Genomic DNA, 24471 nt, shown 5'->3' on the forward strand with positions numbered 1-24471 from the left:
TTCGAAAAGGGAGGGCACCATGCCTTCTTCTGTCATGTCCACCTCAAGCCGCGGCGACGGGCACCCGTCCCCGATCGCGATCTCCGCCGTCGGGCTGCGCAAGTCCTACGGCGACAAGACCGTCCTCGACGGAGTCGACCTGGCCGTCGCCGAAGGAACCGTCTTCGCCCTGCTCGGGCCGAACGGCGCGGGCAAGACCACCGCCGTGAAGATCCTCTCCACGCTCATCACCGCCGACGCCGGGCAGGCCCGCGTCGGGGGCCACGACCTGACCACCGACCCCCAGGCCGTCCGCGCCACCATCGGTGTCACCGGCCAGTTCTCCGCCGTCGACGGACTGATCACCGGCGAGGAGAACATGCTCCTCATGGCGGACCTGCACCACCTGCCCAAACACGAGGGCCGGCGGGTCGCCGCCGAGCTCCTGGAACGCTTCGACCTCACCGCCGCGGCGAACAAGCCCGCCTCCACCTACTCCGGCGGCATGAAACGCCGCCTGGACATCGCCATGACCCTGGTCGGCGGCCCCCGCATCATCTTCCTCGACGAACCCACCACCGGCCTCGACCCGCGCTCCCGCCACACCATGTGGCAGATCATCCGCGAACTGGTCACCGGCGGCGTCACCGTCTTCCTCACCACCCAGTACCTGGAGGAGGCAGACCAGCTCGCCAACCGCATCGCGGTCCTCAACGGCGGCCGGATCGCCGCCGAAGGCACCGCCGAACAGCTCAAGCGCCTCGTCCCCGGCGGACACGTACGCCTGCGCTTCACCGACCCCACCGCCTACCGCGCCGCCACCCTCGCCCTCCCCACGGCCACCGGGGACGACGAATCCCTCACCCTGCAGGTCCCCAGCGGCGGCACCCAGCGCGAACTGCGCACCCTCCTCGACCACCTGCACACCGCCGGCATCGAAGCCGACGAACTCACCGTCCACACCCCCGACCTCGACGACGTCTTCTTCGCCCTCACCGACGGCGCGACCGTCCCCCACCAGCCGACGGAGGCCACCCGATGAGCACCCTGACCCTCGCCGCCCGCGACTCGGCCACGATGCTGCGCCGCAACCTCCTGCACGCCCGCCGCTACCCCTCCCTCACCCTCAACCTCCTCCTCACCCCCGTCATGCTCCTGCTCCTCTTCGTCTACATCCTGGGCGACACCATGAGCGCGGGCATCGCAGGCGGCACCCCCGACCGCTCCGCCTACATCGCCTACGTCGTCCCCGGCCTGCTCCTGATGACCATCGGCAGCACCACCATCGGCACCGCCGTCTCCGTCTCCAACGACATGACCGAAGGGATCATCGCCCGCTTCCGCACCATGGCCATCCACCGCCCCTCGGTGCTCGTCGGGCACGTCGTCGGCAGCGTCCTGCAGTGCGTGGCCAGCGTGGTCCTCATCGCGGCCGTCGCCGCCGCCATCGGCTTCCGCTCCACCGACGCCACCGCCCTGGAATGGCTCGCCGCCCTCGCACTCCTGACCCTCTTCGCCCTCGCCCTCACCTGGATCGCCGTCGGCATGGGCCTGGTCAGCCCCAACGCCGAGGCCGCCAGCAACTCCGCGCTGCCGCTGATCCTGCTGCCGCTGCTCTCCAGCGCCTTCACCCCGGTCCACTCCATGCCCGGCTGGTTCCAGCCCATCGCCCGGTACCAGCCCTTCACCCCCGCCATCGAAACCCTCCGCGGCCTCCTCCTCGGCACCGGGATCGGCAACAACGGCTGGCTCGCCATCGCCTGGTGCGTCGGCCTCACGGTCCTCGGCTACCTCTGGTCGACCGCCAGGTTCAACACCGACCCGAAGTAGCGGGCGAGCCGTCCTGCGGCTCGGGGGCCGTCGGCCCCCCGCCCGTCCGGAAGGCCGTCCCCTCGGCCGCGACCCGGCGCCGGACCTGGTCCTCCTGGGCGAGGCGCCGCAGCAGCTCGAACACCGGGGCGCAGATCGCGAAGACGATGACCGCCCGCTCGGCCAGCGCCACCGGGTCGTCGAGGCCCGCCGCCCGCTCCAGGTCCAGCCGGGCCACCGACTCGGCCAGCCTCGCGTAGGCGGCGAGCTCGCCCGGGGCGTACTGCGCGTCCAGCCGCCGCAGCTCCTTCAGCGCCACCGCGAGCCCCTCCACGTGCGGCGACGTGTCCGGCGCCCGCCAGTCCAGGGCCGCGAGCAGCTCCGACACCTCGGCCTCGGCGGTCGCCGCTGCCTCGGCCTCCGCCTCGTCGGCCGCGGCGCTCTGGCCCGCCACCGGCACCGGAAGGGCGTAGCTGACCGCGCCGAGGGCGCCCTCGGAGGTGTGGGCCTGGTCGATGGCCCCGAGCACGTCACGGGTGGCGGCGATGGAGAGGCCGCCGAGCGTGGTCAGCGCCTTGATCAGGCGCAGTCGCTGCGCGTGCTCCTCCCCGTACTCGGCGAGGGTCGCGGCGGTCGCCCGGCCGGCGGGCAGCAGCCCCTGCCGTAGGAAGTACTTGATGCTGGCGACCGGTACGCCGGTCCGCCGGCTGAGCTCCGAGATCTTCATACGGCCTCCCTGCCGGTCATGCGGTGCCCGTCCGGTGTCCGTCGTCGGCGATTGGACACCACAACAAGATACTGCCACTATCCAGTAGCTGGATACCTTCAGTATCCAGTTCAGGAACGCAGCCGCACCGCACCGGAGAATCGATGCCTCAACCCACGCCCCCCTCCGTTCTCCGCCGACCCCGGCTGTGGATCGGAACGGGACTCATCGCCGCAGTGGTCTCGATCCTGTTCGCCCTGCTCTACGTGGGCGGCAACGTCAATCCCAGGGGCAACCTGCGCGACCTGCCGGTGGCGCTGGTCAACGCCGACAGCGGCGCCGACGCGGGCGGCCGCCACGTCAACCTGGGCGACCAGGTCGTCTCGGGGATCCAGAAGGCCGCCGAGGGCGACAAGAGCTTCGACTGGCAGGTCGTCAGCCGCGAGGAGGCCGACAAGCGGCTCGGCCGGGGCAAGGTCTTCGGCGCCCTCGTCATACCCAAGGACTTCTCCGCCACGGTGGCCGCGCTCACCTCCCCGCAGCCCGCGCCCCAGGGCAAGGCCACCCCGCCGACCCTGACCGTGCTGACGAACCAGGCCGCCGGCAGCATCGGCTCCTCGATGTCCTCCCAGGCCGCCCAGAAGGCCGCCCACACCGCCTCCGCCCACATAGGCCAGGAACTCCTCAAGCAGGCCGCGGCCCAGAAGGCCCCGCTCCCGACGGCCGCCCAGCTGAAGCTGGCGGACCCGGTGACCGTCACCGTCGCCGACGGCCACCCCGTCGGTTCCCGCAGCGCCATGGGCCTGAGCGCCTTCTACTACGCACTGGTCCTGGTCGTCTGCGGCATGCTCGGCGCCAACGTGGTCAACTCCCAGGTCGACACCGCGCTCGGCTACCTGCACACCGACTTCGGCCCGTTCCGCAAGCGCGAACCCGTCCAGCACACCAGCCGCGTCCGCACGCTCGCCATCGGCACGGCGCTCATGCTCGGACTCTCCCTGGTCATGGGCACCCTGGTCGAGGTCGCCACGGTCGGCATCCTCGACATGGACGCCTCCCACCTCGGCCTGCTGTGGCTCTACTCGGTCTCGACCATCGCGGTCGTCGGCATCGGCAGCCTGGCCCTGTTCGCGGCCTTCGGCACCCCCGGCATGCTGCTGGCCACCATCGTCTTCGTCGCCATGGCCGTCCCCTCCTCCGGCGCCACCGTGCCGGTCCAGGCACTGCCCGGGTTCTTCCGTGCCCTCTCCGAATTCGAGCCGCTGCGCCAGATCACCGAGGGCCTGCGGTCCCTGCTGTACTACGGCGCCCAGGCCGACGCGGGGCTGGCCCGGGCGTGGGCCTCCATGGGCATCGCCCTGGTCGCCGCACTGGCCTTCGGCTTCGCCGTCACCCGCCTCTACGACCGCAGGGGGCTGCACCGCATCCCCCACCCCGCCGACGGATCGGAGCCCGCGGCCCCGGAGGCCTCGGCACCCGCCACGGCCTGAGACACGGCTCGCGATGCCCCGATCGCGTCCTCCGGGACGAACCTGACCTGACCCCCGGGCCGGCCCACACCGTGGGCCGGCCCGCGGCGCACCGCCACCGGCCGGAACCCGGGCGGCGAATGTGACGCGCACCACCATCCCGGAACTTCGGTGCGGGCCTGGACGATCATGAGCGGCATGGACGCTCGATTCCTCGGCATCTCCGATCTGGCCGGAACCCCTTCCGTGGCGGTCGTGATCGACGTCATGCGCGCCTACACCGTGGCCGCCTGGGCCTTTGCCCGGGGGGCGGAGAAGATAGTTCTGGCCGAGTCCCTGGACGACGCCCTGGCGCTCAAGGCCCGTCACCCGGATTGGGTGGCGCTCAAGGACGGTCCGGCCGCGCCCGGGTTCGACCTGGTCAACTCGCCCGGCCTGCTGCGCTCGGCCGACCTGGCCGGACGGACCGTGGTGCAGAAGACCACGGCGGGGACGGTCGGCGCCCTCGCGGTCAAGGACGCGTCGCTGGTGCTGTGCGCCGGCTTCGTGGTGGCGGAGGCAACGGCCCGGCTCCTGCGGACACGCGGGTGCGACAGCGTCACGTTCGTGGTCACCGGCGAGGACGGCCGGGCCGATGAGGACCTGGCCTGCGCCCAGTACATCGCCGGGCGGGCCACCGGGTCCGGGACGGACCCGGCCGGATTCCTCCGCCGCGCCGGCGGGTCACGCGCCGCCTCCGAGCTGGCCGAGGGTGTGCGCCTGGGAGTCCATCCGGACGACGTCGCACTCTGTCTCGATCTCGACCGCTTCCCCTTCGCCATGGTGGCGACCCAGGAAGACTCCCTCATGGTCCTCCGCCCGTACGCGGTGCCTCCGCCCGCCGACGGGGCTTCGCCCTCCGAGGTGGGCCGGGCGACGGCCGCCGGCAACGTGACGACCTGACGCCGCTGTTCCGCGGTGACTTCCACCAGCGGCTCGAAGACCTCCCGTCCGTCGGCCGGTGGGCGTGCCCGATGCGGACTACGTCGCGCCGTCCTGGAGGGTCCCCGCGGGGGGCGTTCCTGTCGGGACGGGGGCGCACCGGGAGTCCCGCCGCGCGCGGGCCCGGTCGCGGAACCATGCGACGGCTCCCACCAGCACGGCCGCCCCGGCTCCGTAGAGGGGAAGCCACAGGGTCGTCGTGGCCGCCAGGCAGTCGGCGACGGCCTTCCCGCTCTGGTTCGCCCGGGCGTAGGCCAGAGCGGCGCCGTCGCGGCCGGCCAGGTCCGCCAGCGCGGCCTCCGTGAGGAGGGCTTCGTACCTGCCCATCTCCAGGCAACCGCTGCGCGTGCCCGGCATGGGGAACAGCCAGGCCCAGCGCTGGAGCATGGGGGCCAGCACGATCGCCACGCACAGACCGACGACCAGCGAGTAGGCGACCAGATTGCGCGTGTACCCGGTCCTGATGCCGGGCATCCACGGCGGCCGTCCCTGGAAGGCGAGGATCACCGCCAGGAGCGTCACACCGATGAACGCGGCGAACCACTGCCAGGAGCCCTGGGCGAGCGCGAACGTCAGCACGGCGGCGAGTCCGATGCCCACGACCCCGGCCGGCCCGGCGGCTTCACGGCCCGCCCGGCCCGATGCCGGCGCTCGGGTCCCTTGCGAGCCGGGCTCGTTCACAGACCCCTCCTGCGTGATCGGGGGCACCAGCCTCCTCCCCGCGGAGCCGCGGGCCCGGGTGCCATGCCGGACGAGGGCGGCAGGCCTCCCGGATGGCCCAGCCACGGGTGGCCCGGTGCGCCAGGGAATCGGCGACTATTTGACCTCAAGGTCAAAAACGCTGCTACGGTGGGCGCCATGGGCAGGCCGAAGCAGTTCGATCCGGACGTGGCGGTGGAGCGCGCGATGGGCGTGTTCTGGCGCAAGGGGTACGCGGCGACGACGCCTCAGGACCTCGTGGACGAGATCGGCATCGGCAAGGGCAGCCTCTACAACGCCTTCGGCAGCAAGCACGCCCTTTTCGAGCGGGCCCTCGCGCGCTACCGGGACTCGCAGGCCGCATGGCTGGAGGCGCTCCTCGACCATCCCGGCTCGGCGAGGGACCGGCTGCGCGGCGCACTGGAGGCACTGGTCGAACTCGACCTGGGCGACCCGGACCGACGCGGATGCATGGCGGTCAACACCGCCGCCGAGTCCGCCCCCTCGGACCCCGGTACGGCCGACACCGTACGCATGATGTTCGCGCGGACGGAGAGCGCGTTCCGGGCGACCGTCGAGGCGGGCCAGCGGGCCGGCGAGATCGACGGCGGGCGCGACGCGGCGGCGGTGGCCGCCTGGCTGCTCGCGACGGTGATCGGCATGCGGGTGCTGGCGAAGACCGACCGGGACGGCACGCAGTTGCGGCGGGTCGTGGACGCGGCGATGGGCGCTCTGTAGTCCGGCGGCGCACGGCGACGGCCCGCCCCATTTTTTATGGGCTTGTTTTGTACCTGAGGTTCAAAAACTTCGAAGAATTGAAGGAGTCCGACATGGAGCTCAATCTCGCGGGCAAGGCCGCGGTCGTGACCGGGGCGAGCCGGGGCGTCGGCCTCGCGATCACCCGGCAGCTCGTCGCCGAGGGGGTCCGCGTGGTCGGTGCGGCCCGCACGGTCACGGCCGAACTGAAGGAGACCGGCGCCCACGCGGTCGCGGTCGACCTGAGCACTCCGGAGGGCGCCGAGGAACTGGGGACGCAGGCGCTCGCGGCACTCGGCGGCGTGGACATCCTGGTCAACAACCTGGGAGGAGGAGACGAGTTCACCCTGAACGGGTTCCTCGCCACGGACGACGCCCTGTGGGCGCAGAGTTTCGAGGTCAACCTGTTCGGGACGGTACGCGTCACCCGACGGCTGCTGCCGAGCATCCTGGAACGCCGTGGCTCGGTGGTGAACATCTCGTCCATGAGCGCCCGCATGCCGGGCACGGGTCCCATCGAGTACGGCGTCGCGAAAGCGGGCCTCAACGCGTTCGGCAAGGCGCTGTCCGAGGAGTTCGGCCCCAGGGGCGTACGCGTGAACACGGTTTCCCCGGGGCCGACGCGAACCGGCATGTGGGAGGACGCCGACGGTTTCGGCGCCCGCCTCGCCGGGGCGAACGGCGTCGGGCACCGCGATTTCGTGTCCGGTGTGCCGTCGGCGATGGGCATGACCACCGGCCGCATGGTCGAACCCGACGAGGTCGCCTCCGTCGTCGCCTTCCTCGTCTCGGACCGCGCGGCCAGCGTGACCGGCGCCGACTACCACGTCGAGGGCGGCGGCATCAAAACGGTGTGAGAGGCCCGCCGCTTCCGGCGCGCGGACCCGGCCGTCCCGCCGTCACCTCGTACCGGCGCCGAACCGGCGCCGGTACGCCGACGGAGCGACGCCGGTCTCGCGGCGCATCAGGGCGCGCAGATTGGCGGCGGTGCCGAGTCCGCTCCGCCGCGCGACCACCTCGAAGCGGGACTCGCCCCGCTCGATCAACCGGCATGCGAGGGCGAGCCGTTCCCCCGTGAGCCACGACAGGGGCGTCGTCCCCAGTTGGGCCCGGAAGCGGCGGTGCAGCGTCGCCGGACTGACCGCCGCGCGCGCCGCGAGGTCGGACACGGTCAGCACCGTGTCCAGCCGTTCCTGGGCCCAGGCCAGGACGGGCGCCAGGGACTCGTCCGGCAGGTCGGGGACGGGGCGCTCCACGAACTGGCGCTGCCCGCCGTCGCGGTGCGCCGCGAAGACCAGTCGCCGGCTCACGGAGTTGGCGACCTCCGCACCGTGGTCGCGGCGGACCACGTGCAGCCCGAGGTCGAGCGCGGCCGCGCTCCCGGCGGCGGTGAGGATGTCACCGTCGTCCACGAAGAGCACGTCCGCTTCGAGGTGGACGGAAGGGAAGCGGTCCCGGAAGGAATCGGCCCACTGCCAGTGCGCGGTGGCCCGGCGCCCGTCGAGGACTCCGGCCTCGGCCAGGGTGAAGGCGCCGCTGCAGAAGCCGATCAGGCGGGCACCGCGCGCGTGCGCCCGTCGGACGGCGTCGAGCACGGCGGGCCGTCGGGGCACCTCCACATCGGGGCGGTTGGGGACGACCAGGGTGTCGGCCTCGTCGGCCGCTTCCAGACCGGCGACTCCGGTGAGGGTGAAGAACCCGTCTCGCATCAGGGTGCGGGGCCCGGGAGAGCAGAGCCGGAAGTCGTAGAGATCACGGCCGAGCTCGGGTCTGCGCAGGCCGAAGACCTCGATCGCGCAGCTGAGCTCGAACGGGTTCGAGTTCTCGTCCACGATCACGACGACCCGGTGCGCGCCGGCCGCGCGCACCCCTTGCGAGGATTCTTTCGGCATGTGCAATTCCTAGCACTCACACCGGCCGTGCGTAACGCCCCAGGATGAGCCCATGAGCAACGGACCCATTTCCCTCAGCGAGGCCCTGGCCTCCTTCGACGCCCTGTGGAGCCCCCGTATCGTCACGCGGGTCAACGACTACGACGTCCGCGTCGCCAAGGTCGAGGGCGAACACCTCTGGCACGTCCACGACGACACCGACGAGTTCTTCCTGGTCCTGGACGGAGAGCTGCACATCTCCCTGCGCGAGCCCGCCGGGGAGCGTACGGTCCTGCTCCCCCGGGGGTCGGTCTTCACCGTTCCCCGGGGTACGGAGCACAAGCCCCACGCTCCGTCCGGCGCCGCCATCCTGCTGTTCGAGCCCACCGGGACGCCGACGGTGGGCGATCGCCACGAGGAGGTCCCCGACCACGTGGACGCGACGACCGGCCACCCGCTCGGCACCTGAGCCGGTGACCGGGCGGGCCGGCGGGCGGTGCGGGTGCGCGGACGTCAGGTCAGCCAGGGCTTCCACACGCTCTCGTTGTGCTCCACCCACCTCTTCGCCGCCTGCTGCGGCGAGAGCTTCTCCTCGGCGATCATCAGGGACACCTCGTTCTGCTGCGCCTTGGTCCAGTGGAACTTCTTCAGGAATTCGGCCGCCTTGCCGCCCGAGTCCGCGAAGCGCGTGTTCAGGTACTTCTGCAGCGGTGTGTGCGGGTAGGCGCAGGCCACCTTCTGCGGATCGTCGGCGCAGCCTTCGGTGTACTCGGGGAGTTTCACCTCGGTCATCGGGACGCGTTCGAAGAGCCACTGGGGCTCGTACCAGTACGTCAGGAAGGGCTTGTGCTCCTTCGCGAACTGCTTGATCTGGGTGATCTGCGCGGCCTCGGAGCCGGCGAAGACGACTTCGAGGCCGAGGCCCAGGTTCTTCACCAGCGCCTTGTCGTTCGTGACGTAGGACGGGGAGCCGTCCATCAGCTGGCCCTTGCCCCGGCTCTCCGGCGTGCGCAGCAGGTCGGCGTACTTGTCGAGGTTCTTCCAGTCGGTGACGTCGGGATGGGCCTCGGCGAAGTAGGTGGGGACGAACCAGCCGATGTGGCCCGTCACCCCGAGGTCCCCGCCGGGGGTGATGGTCTTCTTCCCTTCGACGTACCGCTTCTCCTGCTCGGGGTGGCCCCAGTCCTCCAGGATCGCGTCGACGCGGCCCTGGCTGAGGGCGTCCCAGGCGGGGACCTCGTCGACCTGGACGGTGTCCACGCGGTAGCCCAGCTCGTGTTCGAGGAGGTAGGCGGCGACGGCGGTGTTCGACTGGGCACCGACCCACGACTGGACGGAGAGGGTGACGGTCTTCGCGCCCTGCGCCGCGGCGTACGGGGAGGACTGGCGGGTCATGTCGGCCGCCCCGCAGCCGGTGAGGGCGGCGAGGGCGGTCGTGGCGGCCAGTACGGCCGCGGCGCGGCGGCCGAGGGGGCGCCGGGGGTGTGCGGAGCGCATGTCAGGCCTCCTTCGCGGGCTGGGTGAGGCGGTCGAGCAGCAGGCCGAGGCAGACGATCGCGGCCCCGGCCACCAGGCCGGTGGCGAGGTCGCCCTGGGCGAGGCCGAGGACGACGTCGTAGCCGAGCGCGCCACCGCCGACCAGGCCGCCGATGATGACGACGGCGAGGACGAGGACCACGGCCTGGTTGACGGCCAGGAGCAACGCGGGTCGGGCGAGGGGCAGTTGGACCTGTCGCAGCAGTTGGGCGCGGGTCGCGCCGAGCGAGCGGACGGATTCCACGACGTTCGGGTCCACCTCGCGCAGGCCCTGTGCGGTGATCCGTACGACGGCCGGCAGCGCGTACACCACGGCGGCCGCGGCGGCCGGTGCGCGGCCGACGCCGAACAGCGCGACCACGGGGATGAGGTAGACGAACTGCGGCAGGGTCTGGCACACGTCGAGGACGGGCCGCAGCAGCCGCTCCGCCCGGGCGCTGCGGGCGGCGCCCACGGCGATCGCGAAGCCGAGTACGAGCGTGACCGCGACGGCGGCCAGGACCTGGGAGAGGGTGTCCAGGGAGGCTTCCCACACGCCGAGCGCTCCGACGGCGCCGAGGGCGAGGACGGCGGTGAGTGCGGTGCGCCAGGTGCCCGCGAGGAGGGCGAGCGCGCAGGCCAGCAGGAGGAGCAGCCACCAGGGGGCGGCCTGGAGTCCGGAGCGCAGCGGGTCGAGGATCCAGCCGGTGAACCGGGCGGCCCAGTCGGCGGTGCCGCCGACTACGGGGACGCCCGAGTAGAGGTGGCCGGTCATCCAGGCGACGGCCGAGTTCACCGGGTCGGCGAGGGGGACGGTCCAGGACCCGGGCCACAGGGAGCTTCCGGCGACGCGGCCCGCGACGGCGGCGGCCACCGCCACGAGGAAGGTGAGCAGCCGGCCGTACCAGCCGGAGAACACCCGCCGCAGCAGGTGCCGTTCGCGGGCGGGCACGGGGGTGGCGCCGATCCGGCGGCCCGCGGCGTCGGCGGTGCGGTCCAGTACGACGGCGAGCAGCACGATCGGGATGCCCGCGGCCAGGGCCGCGCCGACGTCGACGGAGGCGAGGGCCTGGTAGACGCGGTCGCCGAGGCCGCCCGCGCCGATCACGGAGGCGATGACGGCCATGGACAGGCCCGTCATGATGGCCTGGTTGACGCCGAGCAGGAGCTGTCGGCGGGCGAGCGGGAGGCGGGTGGTCAGCAGTCGCTGGCGTCCGGTGGCGCCGAGCGAGGCGGCTGCTTCCAGGACGCCCGCGTCGGCGTCGCGCAGGCCGAGGGCGGTGAGGCGGGCCATGGGCGGCGCGGCGTAGACGACGGTGGCGAGGACCGCGGCGGGCACGCCGATGCCGAAGACGAGCACCATCGGCAGCAGGTACGCGAAGGCCGGCAGGATCTGCATGGTGTCGAGTACGGGACGCAGGACGCGGTCGGCGCGCGGGGAGAGCCCCGCGGCGAGGCCGAGCAGGGCGCCCAGTACGACGGAGGCCGCGACGGCGACGGCCATCAGCGCGAGGGTCTGCATGGTCGGCACCCACATGCCGAGCAGGCCGCAGGCGACGAAGGCGGCGGCGCAGGTCAGGGCGAGGCGGATGCCCGCGAGGCGCCAGGCGACGAGGGCGGCCAGGGCGGTGACCCCGGTCCAGCCGGCGGCGAGCAGGAGGACGTACACGGCGCGTACGGACACCACGACGGCGTTGCTGATGTGGCCGAAGAAGTAGAGGAAAAGGGGGTGGCTGTCACGGTGGTCGATGATCCAGTCGCCGGCGCGGCCGAGCGGGCCGGACAGGTCGGCCGTGAGGGCCGCGGGCCAGCTGCCGGCGCCCGGGAAGGCCACGGCGAGCGGGATCAGCAGGGCGATGGCGACGCCCATCGGGACGAGGACCCCGCGGCGCGCGGCGAGGGCGGCCAGGGGTCTGCGGGGGCGGTCCTGGGGGGCGGACGCGGTGTCGGCGGAACCCGGGCCGGCGGACCGTTCGACGGACTGCGGGGCCTGCGAAGGGGCGGCGGCGCGGGTGTGGGTCGGGGTGTGGGTCGGGGTCGGGGTCGCGGTCACGCGCACCACCTCCTCGCGTCGGGGGCGGGGGCCGCGGGACGGGCCGGGCGGGTCATGCCGCCACCCCCCGTCCGGTGCCGGCCGGGAGTCCGGCCACGACGGCGAGCAGCCCGGCGTCGTCCACCACGCCCAGGCAGCGGCCGTGGTCGACGACACGGGCCGGGCCGCCGCTACGGGCGACGGCCTGGATGGCCTCGACCACGGTGGTGGCCGGGGCCAGTGCCGGTCCCCGCTCCGCTTCGCCCGCGGCCGCGGGGCGCATCGCGCTGCGGACGGTGAGCACCTGCTCGCGGGGGACGTCGCGGACGAAGTCCCGTACGTAGTCGTCGGCGGGCGAGCCGACGATCTCCTCGGGCGTGCCGAGCTGCACGATGCGGCCGTCGCGCATCAGCGCGATCCGGTCGCCCAGGCGCAGGGCCTCGGCGAGGTCGTGGGTGATGAAGACCATGGTGCGGCCCTCCTCGTGGTGGAGCCGGGCGACCTCCTCCTGCATCTCCCGCCGGATGAGGGGGTCGAGCGCGCTGAACGGCTCGTCGAACAGCAGGACTTCGGGGTCGGCGGCGAGGGCGCGGGCCAGGCCGACGCGCTGCTGCTGGCCTCCGGAGAGCTGGCCGGGGCGGCGCTCCTCCAGTCCTTCGAGGCCGACCTTGGCGACGAGTTCGGCGGCCTTGTCCCGGCGGTCGCCGCGGCCGACGCCCTGGATCTCCAGTCCGTACGCGACGTTGTCCAGGACGTTGCGGTGCGGGAGGAGGCCGAAGTGCTGGAAGACCATGGCGGCGCGGTGGCGGCGCAGGGCGCGCAGCCGGGCGGCGTCCATGGCGAGGACGTCCTCGCCGTCGATGGCCAGGCTTCCGGCGGTGGGTTCGATGAGCCGGGTGAGGCAGCGTACGAGGGTTGACTTGCCGGAGCCGGACAGGCCCATCACGACGAAGACCTCGCCCTTGCGGACGTCGAAGGTGACGTCGCGGACGGCGGCGGTGCAGCCGGTGCGCTCGCGCAGTTCGGCGGCGGACAGGCCGGTGGCGTCGGCGGAGCCGGGGACCCTGGCGGCGGCCTTCTCGGGGCCGAAGACCTTCCAGAGGCCGTCCACGGCGAAGACGGGGGGTGCCGAGGGGGTGGCGGCGGGGGATGTGGCGGCGGGGGCGGTGTTCATCGGGTACCGCCTTCCCGGGCCAGCAGCTCTGCTGCCTTCTCGCCGACCATGAGCACTCCGATCATCGGGTTGACCGCGGGCATCGTCGGGAAGACGGAGGCGTCCGCGATGCGGATGCCTTCGAGTCCGCGGATCTTCAGGTCCGGTCCCACCACGGCGCCGGGATCGTCGACGGCGCCCATCCGGCAGGTTCCGGCGGGGTGGTAGACGGTGTGCGCGACGGAGCGGGCGTAGGCGCTCAGCTCCTCGTCGCCGGTGATCTCCGGACCGGGGCACACCTCGCGCTTGAGCCAGCCGGCCAGCGGCGGGGTCGCGGCGATCTCGCGGGCGAGCTTGATGCCGTCCACCAGGGTCCGGCCGTCGTAGTCGTCCTCGTCGGTGAAGTAGCGGAAGTCCAGGGCCGGTTTGACCTCGGGGTCCGCGCTGGTCAGGTAGAGGCGGCCGCGGCTGCGGGGCTTGGGGATGTTCGGGGTCATCGACACCCCGTGCGCGGGGCGTTCGTAGCCGATGCGCTCGGGGTTGTCGGTGAAGGGGACCTGGTAGAAGTGGAACATCAGGTCGGGCCCGGCGGAGTCGGGGTCGCGCCGGACGAAGAGCCCGGCGTCGCTGTCCATCGCGGAGTTCTCGGGAATCGGGCCGTCGGTCTCCCAGACGATCACCGATTCGGGGTGGTCGAGCAGGTTCTCCCCGACTCCGGGCAGGTCGTGCAGCGGGGGGATGCCGAGGGCCTCCAGGTCGGCGCGGGGGCCGATGCCCGAGTGCAGCAGCAGCCGCGGGGTGTCGACGGCTCCGGCGCACACCAGTACCTCGCGGCGCGCGGTGACCAGGGACTGCGTCCCGTCCTTGGCGCGTACGTGGACGCCGCGCGCGCGGGTGCCGTCGAGTTCGAGGCGGTGGGCCCAGGTCTCCAGGAGGATCCGGAGGTTGGGGCGTTCGTCCATGACGGGGTGGAGGTAGGCCACCGACGCGGAGGAGCGCTTGTTGTCCTCCGGATGGTAGGCGAGGTCGAAGAAGCCGGCCCCCTCGTGGAAGGGCTTCTCGTTGAACCCCTCGACGCGCGGGACGCCCAGGGCGGTCTGCGCGGAGTCGACGAAGTCGCGCGCGATGGCGTTGCGGTCCTTCTCGGCCACCGGGACGATGTTGTTCAGGAGCCTGTCGAAGTACGGGTCCATGGCGGCGGCGTGCCAGCCCTCGGCTCCCGACCGTTCCCACTCGTCCCAGTCGGACGGGAGCGGCTTGAAGGCGATGAGGGTGTTGTGGGAGGAACAGCCCCCCAGGACGCGGGCGCGGCTGTGACGGATGTGCGAGTTGCCGCGGGGCTGCTCGGTGGTGGGGTAGTCGTAGTCGAGCTCGCCGCCGAGCAGCCCCATCCAGCGGCGCAGGGTGAGCACTTCGGGGCGGCCGACGTCGCTGGGGCCGCCCTCGATGACGGCGACGGTGACGTCGGGGTCCTCGGTCAGGCGGGAGGCGATCACCGAGCCGGCGGTGCCGCCGCCGACGACGACGTAGTCGTACTCCTGCTCCGCGGGGGTGGGGGCGGGGGTGGGCGTGGGGGCATGCGTGGGGGTGTTCATGGCTCTGTTCCTCCTTCAGCCCGCGAACCAGCGCACGGGGCGGGGGGCGAGGTTCTGGTACACGTGCTTGGACTCGCGGTACTCGGCCAGGCCCGAGGGGCCCAGTTCGCGTCCGGTGCCGGACTTGCCGAAGCCGCCCCACTCGGCCTGCGGGAGGTAGGGGTGGAAGTCGTTGATCCAGACGGTGCCGTGGCGCAGCCGGCCCGCCACGCGGCGGCCGCGGCCCGGGTCGGAGGTCCACACCGCGCCGGCCAGCCCGTACTCGGTGTCGTTCGCCAGCGCGACGGCCTCCGCCTCGGTACGGAAGGTCTCGACGGTCAGGACCGGCCCGAAGACCTCCTCCCGTACGACGCGCATCCCGCGGTGGCAGCGGTCCAGCACGGTCGGCCGGTAGAAGTAGCCGGGCCCGTCGGGGCGGTGTCCGCCCGCGCGGAGCACGGCGCCCTCGGCGAGGGCCGAGGCCACGTACTCCTCGGTGCGCTCGCGCTGGGCGGCCGAGACCAGCGGTCCGCACTCCACGCCCGGGTCGGTGCCGCGGCCGAGGCGGATCCGGTCGGCCCGGCGGGCGAGTTCGGCGACGAAGCGATCGGCGACGCCCTCCTCGACGATGAGGCGGGAGCCGGCGGAGCAGACCTGGCCGCTGTGCATGAAGGCGGCGTTGAGGGCCTGGTCGACGGCGGTGTCGAAGCCCTCTTCGGTGGCGCAGGCGTCGGCGAAGACCACGTTGGGGTTCTTGCCGCCGAGTTCGAGGGCGACCTTCTTGACGGAGTCGGCGGCCGCGCGCATCACCTTCGTACCGCTGGTGAGTCCGCCGGTGAAGGAGACGAGGTCCACGTCGGGGTGGGCCGCGAGGCGCGCGCCGACGGGGTCGCCGGGGCCGGTGACCAGGTTGGCGACACCGGCCGGCAGACCGGCCTCCACCAGGAGGCCGATGAGGGCCGCGGTGGACAGCGGGGTGATCTCGCTGGGCTTGAGCACGAAGGTGTTGCCGGCGGCGAGGGCGGGAGCGATCTTCCAGGAGGCCTGGAGGAGCGGGTAGTTCCAGGGGGTGATCAGGGCGCAGACCCCGACGGGCTCGTGGACGACGACGCTGTGGACTTCGGGGGTCCCGGCGTCCACGACGCGTCCCGCGCTCTCGCCGGCGACGAGGTCGGCGAAGTAGCGGAAGGCGGCGGCGACGCAGTCCACGTCCACACGGCCCTCTTCCAGGGTCTTGCCCGCGTCACGGCTCTCCAGGAGTCCGAGGCGCTCGCGGTCGCGGTCGAGCAGGTCGGCGGTGCGGCGCAGCAGTGCGGCCCGCTCCGGGACGGGGGTCCGGGGCCACTGGCCGCTGTCGAAGGCGGCGCGGGCCGCGCCGACGGCCGCGTCGGTGTCCGCGGCACCTGCCTCGGCGACGACGGCGAGGACGGTGCCGTCGGCCGGGTCGAGGACCTCTCGGGTGGCCCCTGATACCGCGGAACGCCAGGTCCCGGCGATGTGGATGGTCGTCTGCTCGGACACGACGCGCTGTACCTCCGATTCCGGCACCGCGGACTGCCCGCGGTGGCGATGCTCGGGCCCGCCTGCCCCGGTCTTGCGGAGGCATGTCCCATCGGTCACGGGAAGTGACGGGAGTCACTTCCCGCCACTACGGGGAGATATGGGGCGGATCGGGGTATTTCGCCCACCCTCGGGGGTGTCGGGGCGGCCCGTCGCAGGCGGGCGGCGCGGGGCGGGAGCGGGGCGGCGCGGGGCGGGAGCTGATCGGCGCGTTCGCGGCGCTCGGATCACCCGTCGGCGCCTACGGAATCCGCGGCGCGGCGCACTCCGTCAGGACCAGCAGGGCGTCGACGAGGTCCTCCGCGGGGGCGCCGGTGGCCAGGCGGCGCAGCTGCTGCCCGAAGACCAGGGCGACGGCCACGCCCGCGAGGCGTTCGGGGTCGGGCACGCCGAGCTGGGCCAGGATCCGGGCGGCCAGGAGGTCGTAGGCGGCGAAGCACTCGGTGGCGGCGGCGCGCAGCCGCTCGTCGCGCCCGGCCTGGACGTACAGCTCGAAGGGGGCGATGTGGCGGCTGTCGAAGGCGTTGCCGCCGGCGACCCGCGCCACCGCCTCGGCGGCCTGCCCGATGTCGAAGCGCTCGTCGGCGCAGGAGCCCGCGAGCGCGCTGAAGTGCCGGGTCTCCTCGGCCACGAAGTACAGCAGGCTCTCGCGCAGCAGCTCGTGCTGGGTGGCGAAGTGGTAGGTGACGGAACCGAGCGAGACCCCGGCCTCCTTGGCGATCCGCCGGTTGGTGACGGCCGCGACGCCGTCCTGCCCGATGATCCGCAGTACGGCGTCGATGATGCTCTGGCGGGTGTCGGAGGCATGGGGCATGTCGGCATTCTGCCCCATCGACCTGCCCGGACGCCCTTGCGGGAGGGGGGAGTTGGGGGGACCGGGTGTGGACACGGGGCGGAGCGGTCCCTACTGTTCGTTCGAACGAACAGTAGAGGGACGTCACACAGGAGTCGTTGTGGACATTTCCGGATCGAACGTTCTGCTCACCGGGGCCACCGGGGGCATCGGTTCCACCCTGGCCGCACGGCTGACCGCGCGGGGGGCCCGCCTCACGGTCACCGGCCGGCGGCCGGAGGCCCTCAAGGCCACGGCGGACGCCTGCGGCGCCCGCACCGTCGTCGCCGACCTCGCCGTCAGGTCCGACGTCGTCCGCCTCGCCGGGGCCTGCGCCGAGGCGGACGTCCTCGTCGCGAACGCCGCGCTGCCCGCCAGCGGCGAACTCCTGGACTACACCGAGGAGCAGCTCGACCGCGCCCTCGACGTCAACCTGCGCGCGCCCCTCCTGCTGTCCCGGCTGCTCGCGGAGCACATGGTCGCCCGCGGCCGAGGCCACATCGTGCTGGTCGGATCCATCTCCGGCAAGGCGGCGTCGAGGTCGACCTCGTTGTACAACGCGACCAAGTTCGGGCTGCGCGGATTCGCCCTCGCCCTGCGCCAGGAGCTCAGGGGCACGGGGGTGGGGGTGTCCCTGGTCCAGCCGGGTTTCGTCCGGGACGCCGGGATGTTCGCGGACACCGGTGCCACGACGCCGAACGGCATCAGGACCGTCACGCCCGGCCAGGTCGCCGACGCCGTCGTACGGGCCGTGCGCCGCGACCTCTGCGAGGTCAACGTGGCCCCGCTGGAGCTGCGGTTGCTGAGCGCCATCGCCGGACAGTTCCCCGGGTTCGCCGAGCGGATCCAGGCGCGGACGGACGTCGACGGCACCGTACGGCAGATGGTCGAGTCCCAGCGCGCGCGCCGTTAGGCCGCGTCGTCCTCCGGGGTCGGTCCTCCGGGGTCAGCCCTCCGGGTGCAGCCCGAGCCAGTCGGCGATGCCCTCGGCACCGGCGTCGGTGAGGTGGACGACGCGCGGGCTCACGCCGTGGCGCAGCCAGCCGAGCCGGAACAGCCTCGCGGTGACGGCCGCCCCCACTCCCCCGGCCAGGTGGTGCCGCTGTTCGCTCCAGTCCACGCAGTACCGGACCAGCGGCCGACGGCCGGGCAGGGCGGCCACGTCGATGCCGAAACGCCCCAGCGCGTCCCGGCCAGCCGGTGTGAGCCGGTAGTCGTGGTCGTGTCCGTAGCCGCGCGCCCGGTCGCGCACCGCTGCGTCCCGGTCGTGGGTGCCGTCGTGTCCGGCCAGGATGCCGTGGGCGAGGAGGCCGCCCATCAGCGCGACCCCGAGCCGGCCCGCCAGGTGGTCGTAGCAGGTGCGGGACCGGCGCAGGGCGTTCGCGGCACTGCTCTCCCGCAGCGTCGTGACCGGGAGCGGGGGTGCGATCACCGCGAGGGCTTCCAGCGCGAGGCTGACTTCGGGGCCTGCCAGCCGGTAGTACCGGTTGCGCCCCGCGCTCTCCACCGTGATCAGACCGGCCTCGACGAGCCGGGCCAAGTGGGCGCTCGCCGTCGGAGCGCCGATCCCCGCCTCCGCGGCGAGCACCTTGGCCGACAGCCCGCGGCCGTCGCCCAGCGACTTCAGCATGCTCGCGCGGGAGGCGTCGGCGATCAGGGCGGCGGCGCGGGCGATGTCGGGCTGCCGGTTCAACCGGTCGCCGCGGGAACCGTTTCGGGTGGTCACGGCCCCATCGTAGGCAGTCCATGGTTCGTCGGCCGGCGAAGTGTCCCGCGTCGAGACTGACGTCATGAGTTCCACGGACTTCCCCGCCCCGTCCACGCCCGTCCCCGCTGGATCCGACGCCTTCGCCCGGCAGGGCGAGGTGGTCGCGCCCAAGCGCCCGAAGCTGCCCCTGCCGCCGCTCATCGCCCTGAGCCTCGGCCACTTCCTCGTCATGCTCGACGTGACCGTCGTCAACGTGGCCGTACCGGGCATCCAGGGATCCCTGCACGTCGGCGCTTCCGGCCTGCAATGGATCGTCGACGGGTACAGCACCCTCTTCGCCGGCCTGCTGCTCCTCGGGGGCGGGCTCGGCGACCGCTTCGGGCACCGGCCCCTCTACCTCTTCGGGCTGGCCGTGTTCACCCTGGCCTCGACCGGCTGCGCCCTCTCCCCCTCGGCCGTGGCGCTGGTCGGGTGCCGGCTCGCCCAGGGTGCCGGAGCGGCCTTCCTCGTACCGGCCTCCTTCGCCCTGCTGCGGGCGGCCTACCCGGACGGCGTTCAGCGGGCCCGGGCGGTGGGCGTCTGGGGTCTGGTGTCGGCCGTGGCGTTCGGCGCCGGGCCGGTGGTCGGGGGGCTGCTCGTCTCGGGGCTGGACTGGAGGTGGGTGTTCTGGGTGAACCTGCCGGTGGCCGCGCTCGCCGCCGTGCTGACGCTGCGCCACGTCCGGGTACCGGACCGGCCGCGGGGGACCGGACGGATGGACCCGTTGGGCCTGCTGCTCGGTGTCCTCGGTCTCGTCGCGGTGGCCGGCGCGCTCAACGGGGCGGGGCCGGACGGCTGGACCTCTCCCCGGGTGCTCGCCGCCTTCGCGGTGGGAGCGGCGGCCCTGACCGGCTTCGTCCTGGTGGAACGACACCTGGAGAGGTCCCTCGCCGTCCGGCCGGACGGCAGGAGGCCGCTGCTGCCGCCGTCCCTGCTCCGCGACCGTCGGGTGAGCACGACGAACGCCGTCGGCCTGCTGCTGAGCCTGGGCTACTACGGGATGCTCTTCGTCGCGACGCTGTACTTCCAGCGGGACCGCGGCTTCGGCGCGCTGGAGACCGGGCTGGCCCTGCTGCCGTCCGTCTGCATGGGCTTCCTCGCCGCACCGCTGTCGAGCCGGGTCGCCACCCGCACCGGACCGTACGTCCCCATGGCCGGGGCACTGCTGCTGGGGGCGGCGGGCTTCCTGGGCTGGCTCGCCGCCGGGCCGCAAACCCCCTACCCCGTACTGCTCTTCGCCCTGATGGCGACGGGACTCGCGACGCCGCTGACCGTCGTGGCGGCAACGGTGGCGATCATGGAGGCGGCCCCGGCCGAGCACGCGGGCGTGGCCTCGGCCTCCTTCAACGTGTCGCGTCAGGCGGGCCATGCGATCGGGGTCGCGCTGTTCGGCACGCTCGTCGGCGGCGAGGGCCGCATCCCGGGTCTGCACGCGTCGGCGCTCGCGGCGGCCGGATGCTTCCTCCTGGGGTTCCTCCTCGTCGGCCTGACGGTGCGGGGAGCCGGTGCCGGGAGCCCGCGCTGACCGCAGGGTCCCGAGGGCGGCGCGATCGCGCAGCCACCGCGCGCGGGAGCGGGGTTCAGCCGTCGGGTGGGGCCGGGTGGGGCGGTCGGCCGTCGTGGAGCGGGGGCCGGGACCAGGGCGCTTCGGCGTCGCCGGTCTGCGGCCGCAGGCCGAGCTCCTGGAGCTGGTTCACCGCCATCAAGGCGGTGAACATCGCGTCCGGGTTGGCGCCGCTGACGCCGAGTTCGGCGGCGCTCTCCGCGTACCGGGCGGTGAACGCACCGGGCACGGCCCGCCCGCTCTCCCCGGTCAGCCCGAGGGCCGCTTCCTGCAGCGCGGTGGCCTGCTCCAGGATCCCGTCCAGGTAGGACACCACCTCGGCGCCGCTGCGCACGGTGAAGGTGTGCCCGTCGGTGAGGACTGCGGCCCGTCCCTCCTCGAAGAGGAGGGCGACCGCGCCGAGCACGGTCTGGATCTTGAGCTGGTCGGCGTCGGCCATCGCACCGCAGGGTCCGTTGCCCTCGTCGGACAGGTGCAGGACTCCGCAGTCCCTCAGGTGCACGATCACGTGCCCCGCGCAGTGGCCCTGACTGCGCAGCACACGGACCGCGCCGTCGGCGAAGGTCCAGCCGGTGAACCGGAGCGAGCCGATGCGGATCCGTTCCAGCGGCCGCTCCTCGTAGGTCCGGGTCGTCGCGCCGAAGGGCCGGAGCGGCCGGAAGAGCGAGAGCAGCCGCTCGGCGGACTGCTCGGGCGCCGGCCCCGGTGCCGGTCCGGCGATGCGCTCGAAGGCCCGCGTCCAGTACGCCACCGGGTCCCGGATCTGGTCGAGGTCCCGGGCGGGCAGGAAGTGCTCGACCGGTACGCCCAGTTCATCGGCCAGGTCGTTGTTGCCGATGTGGTCCGGATGGCCGTGCGTGGTGAGTACCAGCGCCCGCGACCAGGGTCCGACGCGGTCGGCGGCCTCGCGCAGTGCCGCGCGGAAGGCTTCGGTGACACCGGTGTCGACGAGCACCAGGGTGTCGCCGGTCCGGTGGACGAGGGCGTTGGCGACGTCCGGCTGCCCGCGCTCGACGGCGAGTTCCTGTCCCAGGACCAGCACGGTCGAGGCGTCGATCCCGATCGATTCACCGAGTGCGGTCACATGTCCTCCCGCGGTCCCGTCCCGTCCGGTCCGGGCCCGGCTCGCCGCGCGGCCGGCGGCGGCGGACGACGACTGGGCCCTGAGCACGAGGCTACGCCGCGCCGGGCGTGGCGGCCCCTCGAAGCCTCCGGCCGGCACACGGCTGGTCACGGGGGGCGGCACGAGGGGCCGCTACGCGCCTTCCAGGGCCGCCACCAGCTCGGGCAGGTTGCCGCCGGCCACGGCGAGGGCGAGGTGGTCGTGGTAGTCCCGGCTGCTGACGATCAGGCCGTCGCGGACCCGTAGCACCTGGATGTTGGCGGCCTCGAAACTCCGTCCGGTGACCCGGTGGTACACGTGGTAGTCGAACTCGGCGACGATCACCTCCGCGTCGTCGGTCTCCCGCACGACCACGTTCGCCGGGGTCAGTTCCAGGGGCGAACTCGCGGCGACCCGGGCGAACCGCTCCGCGAGCGCGGCCCGTCCCTCGACCCGGCGCGGACCGACCGGCGCGAGGACCGTCTCCACCACGGCGTCCTCGGCGTAGAACTCCGCGAGCTCCGTGTACCGTCCCGCACCGATTCCTTCGATCAGCTTCTGGAAGACCTCGCGCGGCGACAGGGCTTCGGACATGACGAACCTCCGGTGTGATCCACGGCTAGAATCGGACTGGCAACTCCGTTTCGACGATACGGACTGGAGACTCCGGTTGTCCAGGGTTCCGCCGTCGACGGCGAAGGGCGGGAGAGGGATGGGTGACGCTCGGGAGCGTCCGCTGCGGGCGGACGCGGCCCGTAACCGGGCCAGGCTGCTGGACGTGGCCACGGAGGTGTTCACCACCCGTGGCGTCGGCGTACCGACCGAGGAGATCGCGCGCATCGCCGGGGTCGGAGTCGGCACGCTCTTCAGGCACTTCCCGACCAAGGAGGCGCTGCTGGAGGCGGTGATGGTGCGCAGGCTGGAGGAAATGGCGGCCCGGACGGCGCGACTGGCCGCCGAGGCGGGTCCCGTCGAAGCCTTCTTCGCCTGCTTCCGCCTGGTGGTGGAGCAGTCCGAGGGAAAGAACGAGCTGGCCCAGGCCCTCGCCGCGGCCGGGGTGGACGTCCACGCGTCCCTGCAGGGACCGACCGTGGAGATCCAGGCCCGGCTGGGTGATCTGCTGGCCGGGGCGCAGCGGGCCGGGGCGGTCCGCCCGGAGCTGGGCCTGCCGGAGTTCATCGCCCTCCTGGCCGGCACCGGCAGAGCCCTGGAGCAGCTGGGAGCGGATCCGGCACCCCGGGAGCGGATCTTCGAGGTGGTCTTCGACGGAATGCGGCCACACTGAGACGCCCGACGACCTGAACCGGGCCCGACGGCACCGGGCGCCGACGGGGGCGTGCCCCTACGACCGGCCCGGCCCCCGCGTCCCGCCGCGACGCGGCCGCCACGCCGGGGTCGCGACAGAACCCCGGATGCCACCGCGGGGCCCGGGTTCGACCGGGCGGCGCCTAGGCGGAACGGGTCTGCCGGACGAGGACGGCGGTGGCGCGCTCCAGGAGTTCGCACAGGGAAGCGTGTTCGGCGGGCGTGAAGGCCTCGGCGAGCGCGCGCTCCAGGACGGCCACCTCTCCGTAGGCGCGGTCCAGCAGGTCCCGTCCGGCATCGGTCGGGGTGGCGATCTGCACCTTGGCGTGGACGGGTGACGTCTCGCGGCGGATCAGACCCTTGGCCTCCATGTTCGTCAGCACGCTGCTCATGGTCTGCTGCGTGACGCCGCACGCCCGCGACAGCTGAGCGCCGGACATGCCGTCCTCGCGCGCCAGGACCAACAGCACGGTGTACTGCGTCATGGTCAGCCCGTAGGCGCGCAGCACCGACTCGTGATGCGCCATCAGCGCCTGCTCCGAGCGCCTGATCCGGGCGCAGAGACCGTTCTCGACCGGGGCTTCCACCACACACATCCCTTCAACTCTCAGGTCCATGGGTTGACTCAGGTACCTGATACATCTACCGTCCTCGGATATAAGGATACTGAGTCGACGCAGGAGGCTGTAATCATGAAGGCCGTCGTTCTCGATACCGATGACCGCTACCGGGTCACCGAGGTCGATACGCCCGTTCCGGGCCCCGGACAGGTCGCGATCCGTGTCGCCTACGCCGGGATCCAGTGGGGTGACGCCATGGTCCGGGACGGCCGCTTCGCCGTACCGCGCCCCTTCGTCCCGGGGTTCGAGGCATCCGGACGCGTCGTCGCGGTCGGCGCCGGCGTCGACACGGGCCGCGTCGGCGAGGCCGTCACCGCGCTGACGACCTCGGGCGCCCACGCCGAGGTCGTCCTGGCGCCCGCCGCGCTCGCGCTGGGCGTCGGCGACCTGCCGCTCAGGACGGCAGCGGGGCTCGGCTGGGGTGCGCCGACCGCCTACGACCTGGTCAACACCGTCGGGCGGGTGCGGCCGGGAGACAGCGTGCTGATCCATGCCGCCGCCGGCTCCGTCGGCACGCTCGCGGCCCAGTTCGCCCGGCTGGCCGGGGCGCGCCGTGTCGTCGGTGTGGTCGGCACCGCCGAAAGGGCCCGGTACGCCGCGCGGTTCGGGTACGACGAGCTGCTGCTCCGCAAGGACTTCCCGTCCGGACTCGGCGACGAGGGGCCCGACGTCATCCTCGACCCGGTCGGCGGCCCGACCCGTGCCGCCGGCCTTGAGCGGCTGGCGGCACACGGCCGCCTGGTGGCCTACGGGAATCTCACCGCGCACGAAGCGGTCGCCGTGGACGCCGACGCCCTCCTCATGGAGGGCAAGTCGCTGCTGACGTACAACAGCAACCTGCTCGCCCGGACGCACCCCGAGCGGCTCGCCGACAGCGCCCGCCGCGCACTCGACCTCGTCGCCGACGGCACGGTCCGCGTGGACATCACGGCCGAGTACGCCCTCGGCGACCTCGCCCTGGCCGTGCGGGGCCTGGCCGAGGGGACCGCTCCCGGCAAGTCCGTCCTCCGCGTCGCCGAGGACGCCGATGGGGAGTGACGCCGCCGCGCGGGACGAGACCGCGTCCGTCGACCGCCTCCTCGTCGTGGACGGTGATCAGGCGCTGTTCCAGGGGGCCCGGCCCTCAAGGGCCCGGCACAGCGTTCCGGTACGCACCTTCGTGCGGCCTTCGGAGATCCGCCCCACCTCACGGGCGAT

At 73.1% G+C, this 24471-nt stretch carries 24 protein-coding genes; 11 read left to right on the forward strand and 13 right to left on the reverse strand.

Annotated elements, in window-relative coordinates; genetic code table 11:
* The first annotated feature begins 34 nt into the window (after positions 1 to 34).
* A complete protein-coding gene (locus OG295_RS00570; protein WP_371674959.1) occupies positions 35 to 1021 on the forward strand; it encodes an ATP-binding cassette domain-containing protein in 987 nt (328 codons plus the stop codon).
* On the forward strand, positions 1018 to 1809 hold the full coding sequence (locus OG295_RS00575; RefSeq protein ID WP_371674960.1) for an ABC transporter permease: 792 nt from the start codon (positions 1018 to 1020) through the stop codon (positions 1807 to 1809). Before OG295_RS00570 ends, OG295_RS00575 begins: the two co-directional genes overlap by 4 nt.
* On the opposite strand, the gene OG295_RS00580 is transcribed toward OG295_RS00575, so the two are convergent.
* Entirely contained in the window at positions 1790 to 2515 is a 726-nt protein-coding gene (locus OG295_RS00580; RefSeq protein WP_371674961.1) for a MerR family transcriptional regulator, read from the reverse strand. The two genes, OG295_RS00575 and OG295_RS00580, sit on opposite strands and share 20 nt — an antisense overlap.
* Positions 2516 to 2658: 143 nt before the next feature.
* Here OG295_RS00580 and OG295_RS00585 point away from each other — a divergent pair, with 143 nt between their 5' ends.
* Together OG295_RS00585 and OG295_RS00590 are read left to right on the forward strand one after the other, a co-directional pair.
* Positions 2659 to 3984, forward strand: coding sequence for a YhgE/Pip domain-containing protein (locus tag OG295_RS00585; protein ID WP_371674962.1), 1326 nt, complete (start codon positions 2659 to 2661; stop codon positions 3982 to 3984).
* 177 nt (positions 3985 to 4161) lie between these two features.
* Positions 4162 to 4905: a 2-phosphosulfolactate phosphatase gene (locus tag OG295_RS00590; RefSeq protein WP_371674963.1), complete on the forward strand. Its 744-nt coding sequence runs from the start codon at positions 4162 to 4164 to the stop codon at positions 4903 to 4905.
* Between the two features lie 78 nt (positions 4906 to 4983).
* Here OG295_RS00590 and OG295_RS00595 read toward each other — a convergent pair whose 3' ends face one another.
* Entirely contained in the window at positions 4984 to 5625 is a 642-nt protein-coding gene (locus tag OG295_RS00595; protein ID WP_371674964.1) for a hypothetical protein, read from the reverse strand.
* A 177-nt stretch (positions 5626 to 5802) separates the two neighbouring features.
* On the opposite strand from OG295_RS00595, the gene OG295_RS00600 reads away from it, so the two are divergent.
* Together OG295_RS00600 and OG295_RS00605 are read left to right on the forward strand one after the other, a co-directional pair.
* On the forward strand, positions 5803 to 6381 hold the full coding sequence (locus OG295_RS00600; protein ID WP_371674965.1) for a TetR/AcrR family transcriptional regulator: 579 nt from the start codon (positions 5803 to 5805) through the stop codon (positions 6379 to 6381).
* 92 nt (positions 6382 to 6473) lie between these two features.
* Positions 6474 to 7256 carry an oxidoreductase gene (locus OG295_RS00605; protein WP_371674966.1) on the forward strand — a complete coding sequence of 261 codons (783 nt, stop codon included), beginning with the start codon at positions 6474 to 6476 and terminating at the stop codon, positions 7254 to 7256.
* Positions 7257 to 7298: 42 nt separating this feature from the next.
* Here the strand turns inward: OG295_RS00605 and OG295_RS00610 are convergent, their stop codons facing one another.
* Complete coding sequence (locus OG295_RS00610) at positions 7299 to 8291, reverse strand: GlxA family transcriptional regulator (RefSeq protein WP_371674967.1); 993 nt, start codon at positions 8289 to 8291, stop codon at positions 7299 to 7301.
* Positions 8292 to 8343: 52 nt separating this feature from the next.
* On the opposite strand from OG295_RS00610, the gene OG295_RS00615 reads away from it, so the two are divergent.
* Complete coding sequence (locus OG295_RS00615; RefSeq protein WP_266846731.1) at positions 8344 to 8739, forward strand: cupin domain-containing protein; 396 nt, start codon at positions 8344 to 8346, stop codon at positions 8737 to 8739.
* A 44-nt stretch (positions 8740 to 8783) separates the two neighbouring features.
* Here OG295_RS00615 and OG295_RS00620 read toward each other — a convergent pair whose 3' ends face one another.
* The 6 genes from OG295_RS00620 to OG295_RS00645 all read right to left on the reverse strand — a co-directional run bounded on the left by OG295_RS00620 (position 8784) and on the right by OG295_RS00645 (position 16918).
* Complete coding sequence (locus OG295_RS00620; RefSeq protein ID WP_371674968.1) at positions 8784 to 9767, reverse strand: ABC transporter substrate-binding protein; 984 nt, start codon at positions 9765 to 9767, stop codon at positions 8784 to 8786.
* A gap of 1 nt (position 9768) precedes the next feature.
* Positions 9769 to 11655, reverse strand: coding sequence for an ABC transporter permease subunit (locus OG295_RS00625; RefSeq protein WP_371681061.1), 1887 nt, complete (start codon positions 11653 to 11655; stop codon positions 9769 to 9771).
* Positions 11656 to 11890: 235 nt separating this feature from the next.
* Complete coding sequence (locus tag OG295_RS00630; RefSeq protein WP_371674969.1) at positions 11891 to 12991, reverse strand: glycine betaine/L-proline ABC transporter ATP-binding protein; 1101 nt, start codon at positions 12989 to 12991, stop codon at positions 11891 to 11893.
* Positions 12988 to 14565, reverse strand: a complete 1578-nt coding sequence (locus tag OG295_RS00635) for a GMC family oxidoreductase (protein ID WP_371674970.1) — start codon at positions 14563 to 14565, stop codon at positions 12988 to 12990. The genes OG295_RS00630 and OG295_RS00635 overlap by 4 nt, the downstream gene beginning before the upstream one ends.
* Before the next feature lie 15 nt (positions 14566 to 14580).
* Positions 14581 to 16065, reverse strand: coding sequence for an aldehyde dehydrogenase family protein (locus OG295_RS00640; protein ID WP_371674971.1), 1485 nt, complete (start codon positions 16063 to 16065; stop codon positions 14581 to 14583).
* A 280-nt stretch (positions 16066 to 16345) separates the two neighbouring features.
* Entirely contained in the window at positions 16346 to 16918 is a 573-nt protein-coding gene (locus OG295_RS00645) for a TetR/AcrR family transcriptional regulator (protein ID WP_371674972.1), read from the reverse strand.
* A gap of 139 nt (positions 16919 to 17057) precedes the next feature.
* Between OG295_RS00645 and OG295_RS00650 the strand changes: the two genes are divergently transcribed.
* Entirely contained in the window at positions 17058 to 17849 is a 792-nt protein-coding gene (locus tag OG295_RS00650; RefSeq protein ID WP_266846723.1) for an SDR family oxidoreductase, read from the forward strand.
* A gap of 33 nt (positions 17850 to 17882) precedes the next feature.
* Here the strand turns inward: OG295_RS00650 and OG295_RS00655 are convergent, their stop codons facing one another.
* Complete coding sequence (locus OG295_RS00655; RefSeq protein WP_371674973.1) at positions 17883 to 18662, reverse strand: ArsR/SmtB family transcription factor; 780 nt, start codon at positions 18660 to 18662, stop codon at positions 17883 to 17885.
* A 64-nt stretch (positions 18663 to 18726) separates the two neighbouring features.
* On the opposite strand from OG295_RS00655, the gene OG295_RS00660 reads away from it, so the two are divergent.
* The gene (locus OG295_RS00660) at positions 18727 to 20208 is read left to right on the forward strand and encodes an MFS transporter (protein ID WP_371674974.1); all 1482 of its coding nucleotides are present in this window, start codon (positions 18727 to 18729) and stop codon (positions 20206 to 20208) included.
* A 55-nt stretch (positions 20209 to 20263) separates the two neighbouring features.
* Here the strand turns inward: OG295_RS00660 and OG295_RS00665 are convergent, their stop codons facing one another.
* Together OG295_RS00665 and OG295_RS00670 are read right to left on the reverse strand one after the other, a co-directional pair.
* Entirely contained in the window at positions 20264 to 21331 is a 1068-nt protein-coding gene (locus OG295_RS00665) for an MBL fold metallo-hydrolase (RefSeq protein ID WP_371674975.1), read from the reverse strand.
* 171 nt (positions 21332 to 21502) lie between these two features.
* On the reverse strand, positions 21503 to 21943 hold the full coding sequence (locus OG295_RS00670) for a nuclear transport factor 2 family protein (RefSeq protein WP_371674976.1): 441 nt from the start codon (positions 21941 to 21943) through the stop codon (positions 21503 to 21505).
* Between the two features lie 118 nt (positions 21944 to 22061).
* On the opposite strand from OG295_RS00670, the gene OG295_RS00675 reads away from it, so the two are divergent.
* Complete coding sequence (locus OG295_RS00675; RefSeq protein ID WP_371674977.1) at positions 22062 to 22634, forward strand: TetR/AcrR family transcriptional regulator; 573 nt, start codon at positions 22062 to 22064, stop codon at positions 22632 to 22634.
* Between the two features lie 163 nt (positions 22635 to 22797).
* Here OG295_RS00675 and OG295_RS00680 read toward each other — a convergent pair whose 3' ends face one another.
* A complete protein-coding gene (locus OG295_RS00680) occupies positions 22798 to 23250 on the reverse strand; it encodes a MarR family winged helix-turn-helix transcriptional regulator (RefSeq protein WP_371681062.1) in 453 nt (150 codons plus the stop codon).
* A gap of 96 nt (positions 23251 to 23346) precedes the next feature.
* Here OG295_RS00680 and OG295_RS00685 point away from each other — a divergent pair, with 96 nt between their 5' ends.
* A complete protein-coding gene (locus OG295_RS00685; RefSeq protein WP_371674978.1) occupies positions 23347 to 24312 on the forward strand; it encodes a zinc-binding alcohol dehydrogenase family protein in 966 nt (321 codons plus the stop codon).
* Positions 24313 to 24471 lie beyond the last annotated feature (159 nt).

This window comes from Streptomyces sp. NBC_01276 (genome assembly GCF_041435355.1).
Taxonomy (GTDB): Bacteria; Actinomycetota; Actinomycetes; order Streptomycetales; family Streptomycetaceae; genus Streptomyces.

Excerpts from the sequence above, each read along its gene's own strand:
- OG295_RS00570 (WP_371674959.1), top strand. The coding sequence starts at position 35 with ATGTCCACCTCAAGCCGCGGCGACGGGCACCCGTCCCCGATCGCGATC.
- OG295_RS00575 (WP_371674960.1), top strand. The coding sequence starts at position 1,018 with ATGAGCACCCTGACCCTCGCCGCCCGCGACTCGGCCACGATGCTGCGC.
- OG295_RS00580 (WP_371674961.1), bottom strand. The coding sequence starts at position 2,515 with ATGAAGATCTCGGAGCTCAGCCGGCGGACCGGCGTACCGGTCGCCAGC.
- OG295_RS00585 (WP_371674962.1), top strand. The coding sequence starts at position 2,659 with ATGCCTCAACCCACGCCCCCCTCCGTTCTCCGCCGACCCCGGCTGTGG.
- OG295_RS00590 (WP_371674963.1), top strand. The coding sequence starts at position 4,162 with ATGGACGCTCGATTCCTCGGCATCTCCGATCTGGCCGGAACCCCTTCC.
- OG295_RS00600 (WP_371674965.1), top strand. The coding sequence starts at position 5,803 with ATGGGCAGGCCGAAGCAGTTCGATCCGGACGTGGCGGTGGAGCGCGCG.
- OG295_RS00605 (WP_371674966.1), top strand. The coding sequence starts at position 6,474 with ATGGAGCTCAATCTCGCGGGCAAGGCCGCGGTCGTGACCGGGGCGAGC.
- OG295_RS00610 (WP_371674967.1), bottom strand. The coding sequence starts at position 8,291 with ATGCCGAAAGAATCCTCGCAAGGGGTGCGCGCGGCCGGCGCGCACCGG.
- OG295_RS00615 (WP_266846731.1), top strand. The coding sequence starts at position 8,344 with ATGAGCAACGGACCCATTTCCCTCAGCGAGGCCCTGGCCTCCTTCGAC.
- OG295_RS00620 (WP_371674968.1), bottom strand. The coding sequence starts at position 9,767 with ATGCGCTCCGCACACCCCCGGCGCCCCCTCGGCCGCCGCGCCGCGGCC.
- OG295_RS00625 (WP_371681061.1), bottom strand. The coding sequence starts at position 11,655 with ATGGGCGTCGCCATCGCCCTGCTGATCCCGCTCGCCGTGGCCTTCCCG.
- OG295_RS00630 (WP_371674969.1), bottom strand. The coding sequence starts at position 12,991 with ATGAACACCGCCCCCGCCGCCACATCCCCCGCCGCCACCCCCTCGGCA.
- OG295_RS00635 (WP_371674970.1), bottom strand. The coding sequence starts at position 14,565 with ATGAACACCCCCACGCATGCCCCCACGCCCACCCCCGCCCCCACCCCC.
- OG295_RS00645 (WP_371674972.1), bottom strand. The coding sequence starts at position 16,918 with ATGCCCCATGCCTCCGACACCCGCCAGAGCATCATCGACGCCGTACTG.
- OG295_RS00660 (WP_371674974.1), top strand. The coding sequence starts at position 18,727 with ATGAGTTCCACGGACTTCCCCGCCCCGTCCACGCCCGTCCCCGCTGGA.
- OG295_RS00670 (WP_371674976.1), bottom strand. The coding sequence starts at position 21,943 with ATGTCCGAAGCCCTGTCGCCGCGCGAGGTCTTCCAGAAGCTGATCGAA.
- OG295_RS00675 (WP_371674977.1), top strand. The coding sequence starts at position 22,062 with ATGGGTGACGCTCGGGAGCGTCCGCTGCGGGCGGACGCGGCCCGTAAC.
- OG295_RS00680 (WP_371681062.1), bottom strand. The coding sequence starts at position 23,250 with ATGTGTGTGGTGGAAGCCCCGGTCGAGAACGGTCTCTGCGCCCGGATC.
- OG295_RS00685 (WP_371674978.1), top strand. The coding sequence starts at position 23,347 with ATGAAGGCCGTCGTTCTCGATACCGATGACCGCTACCGGGTCACCGAG.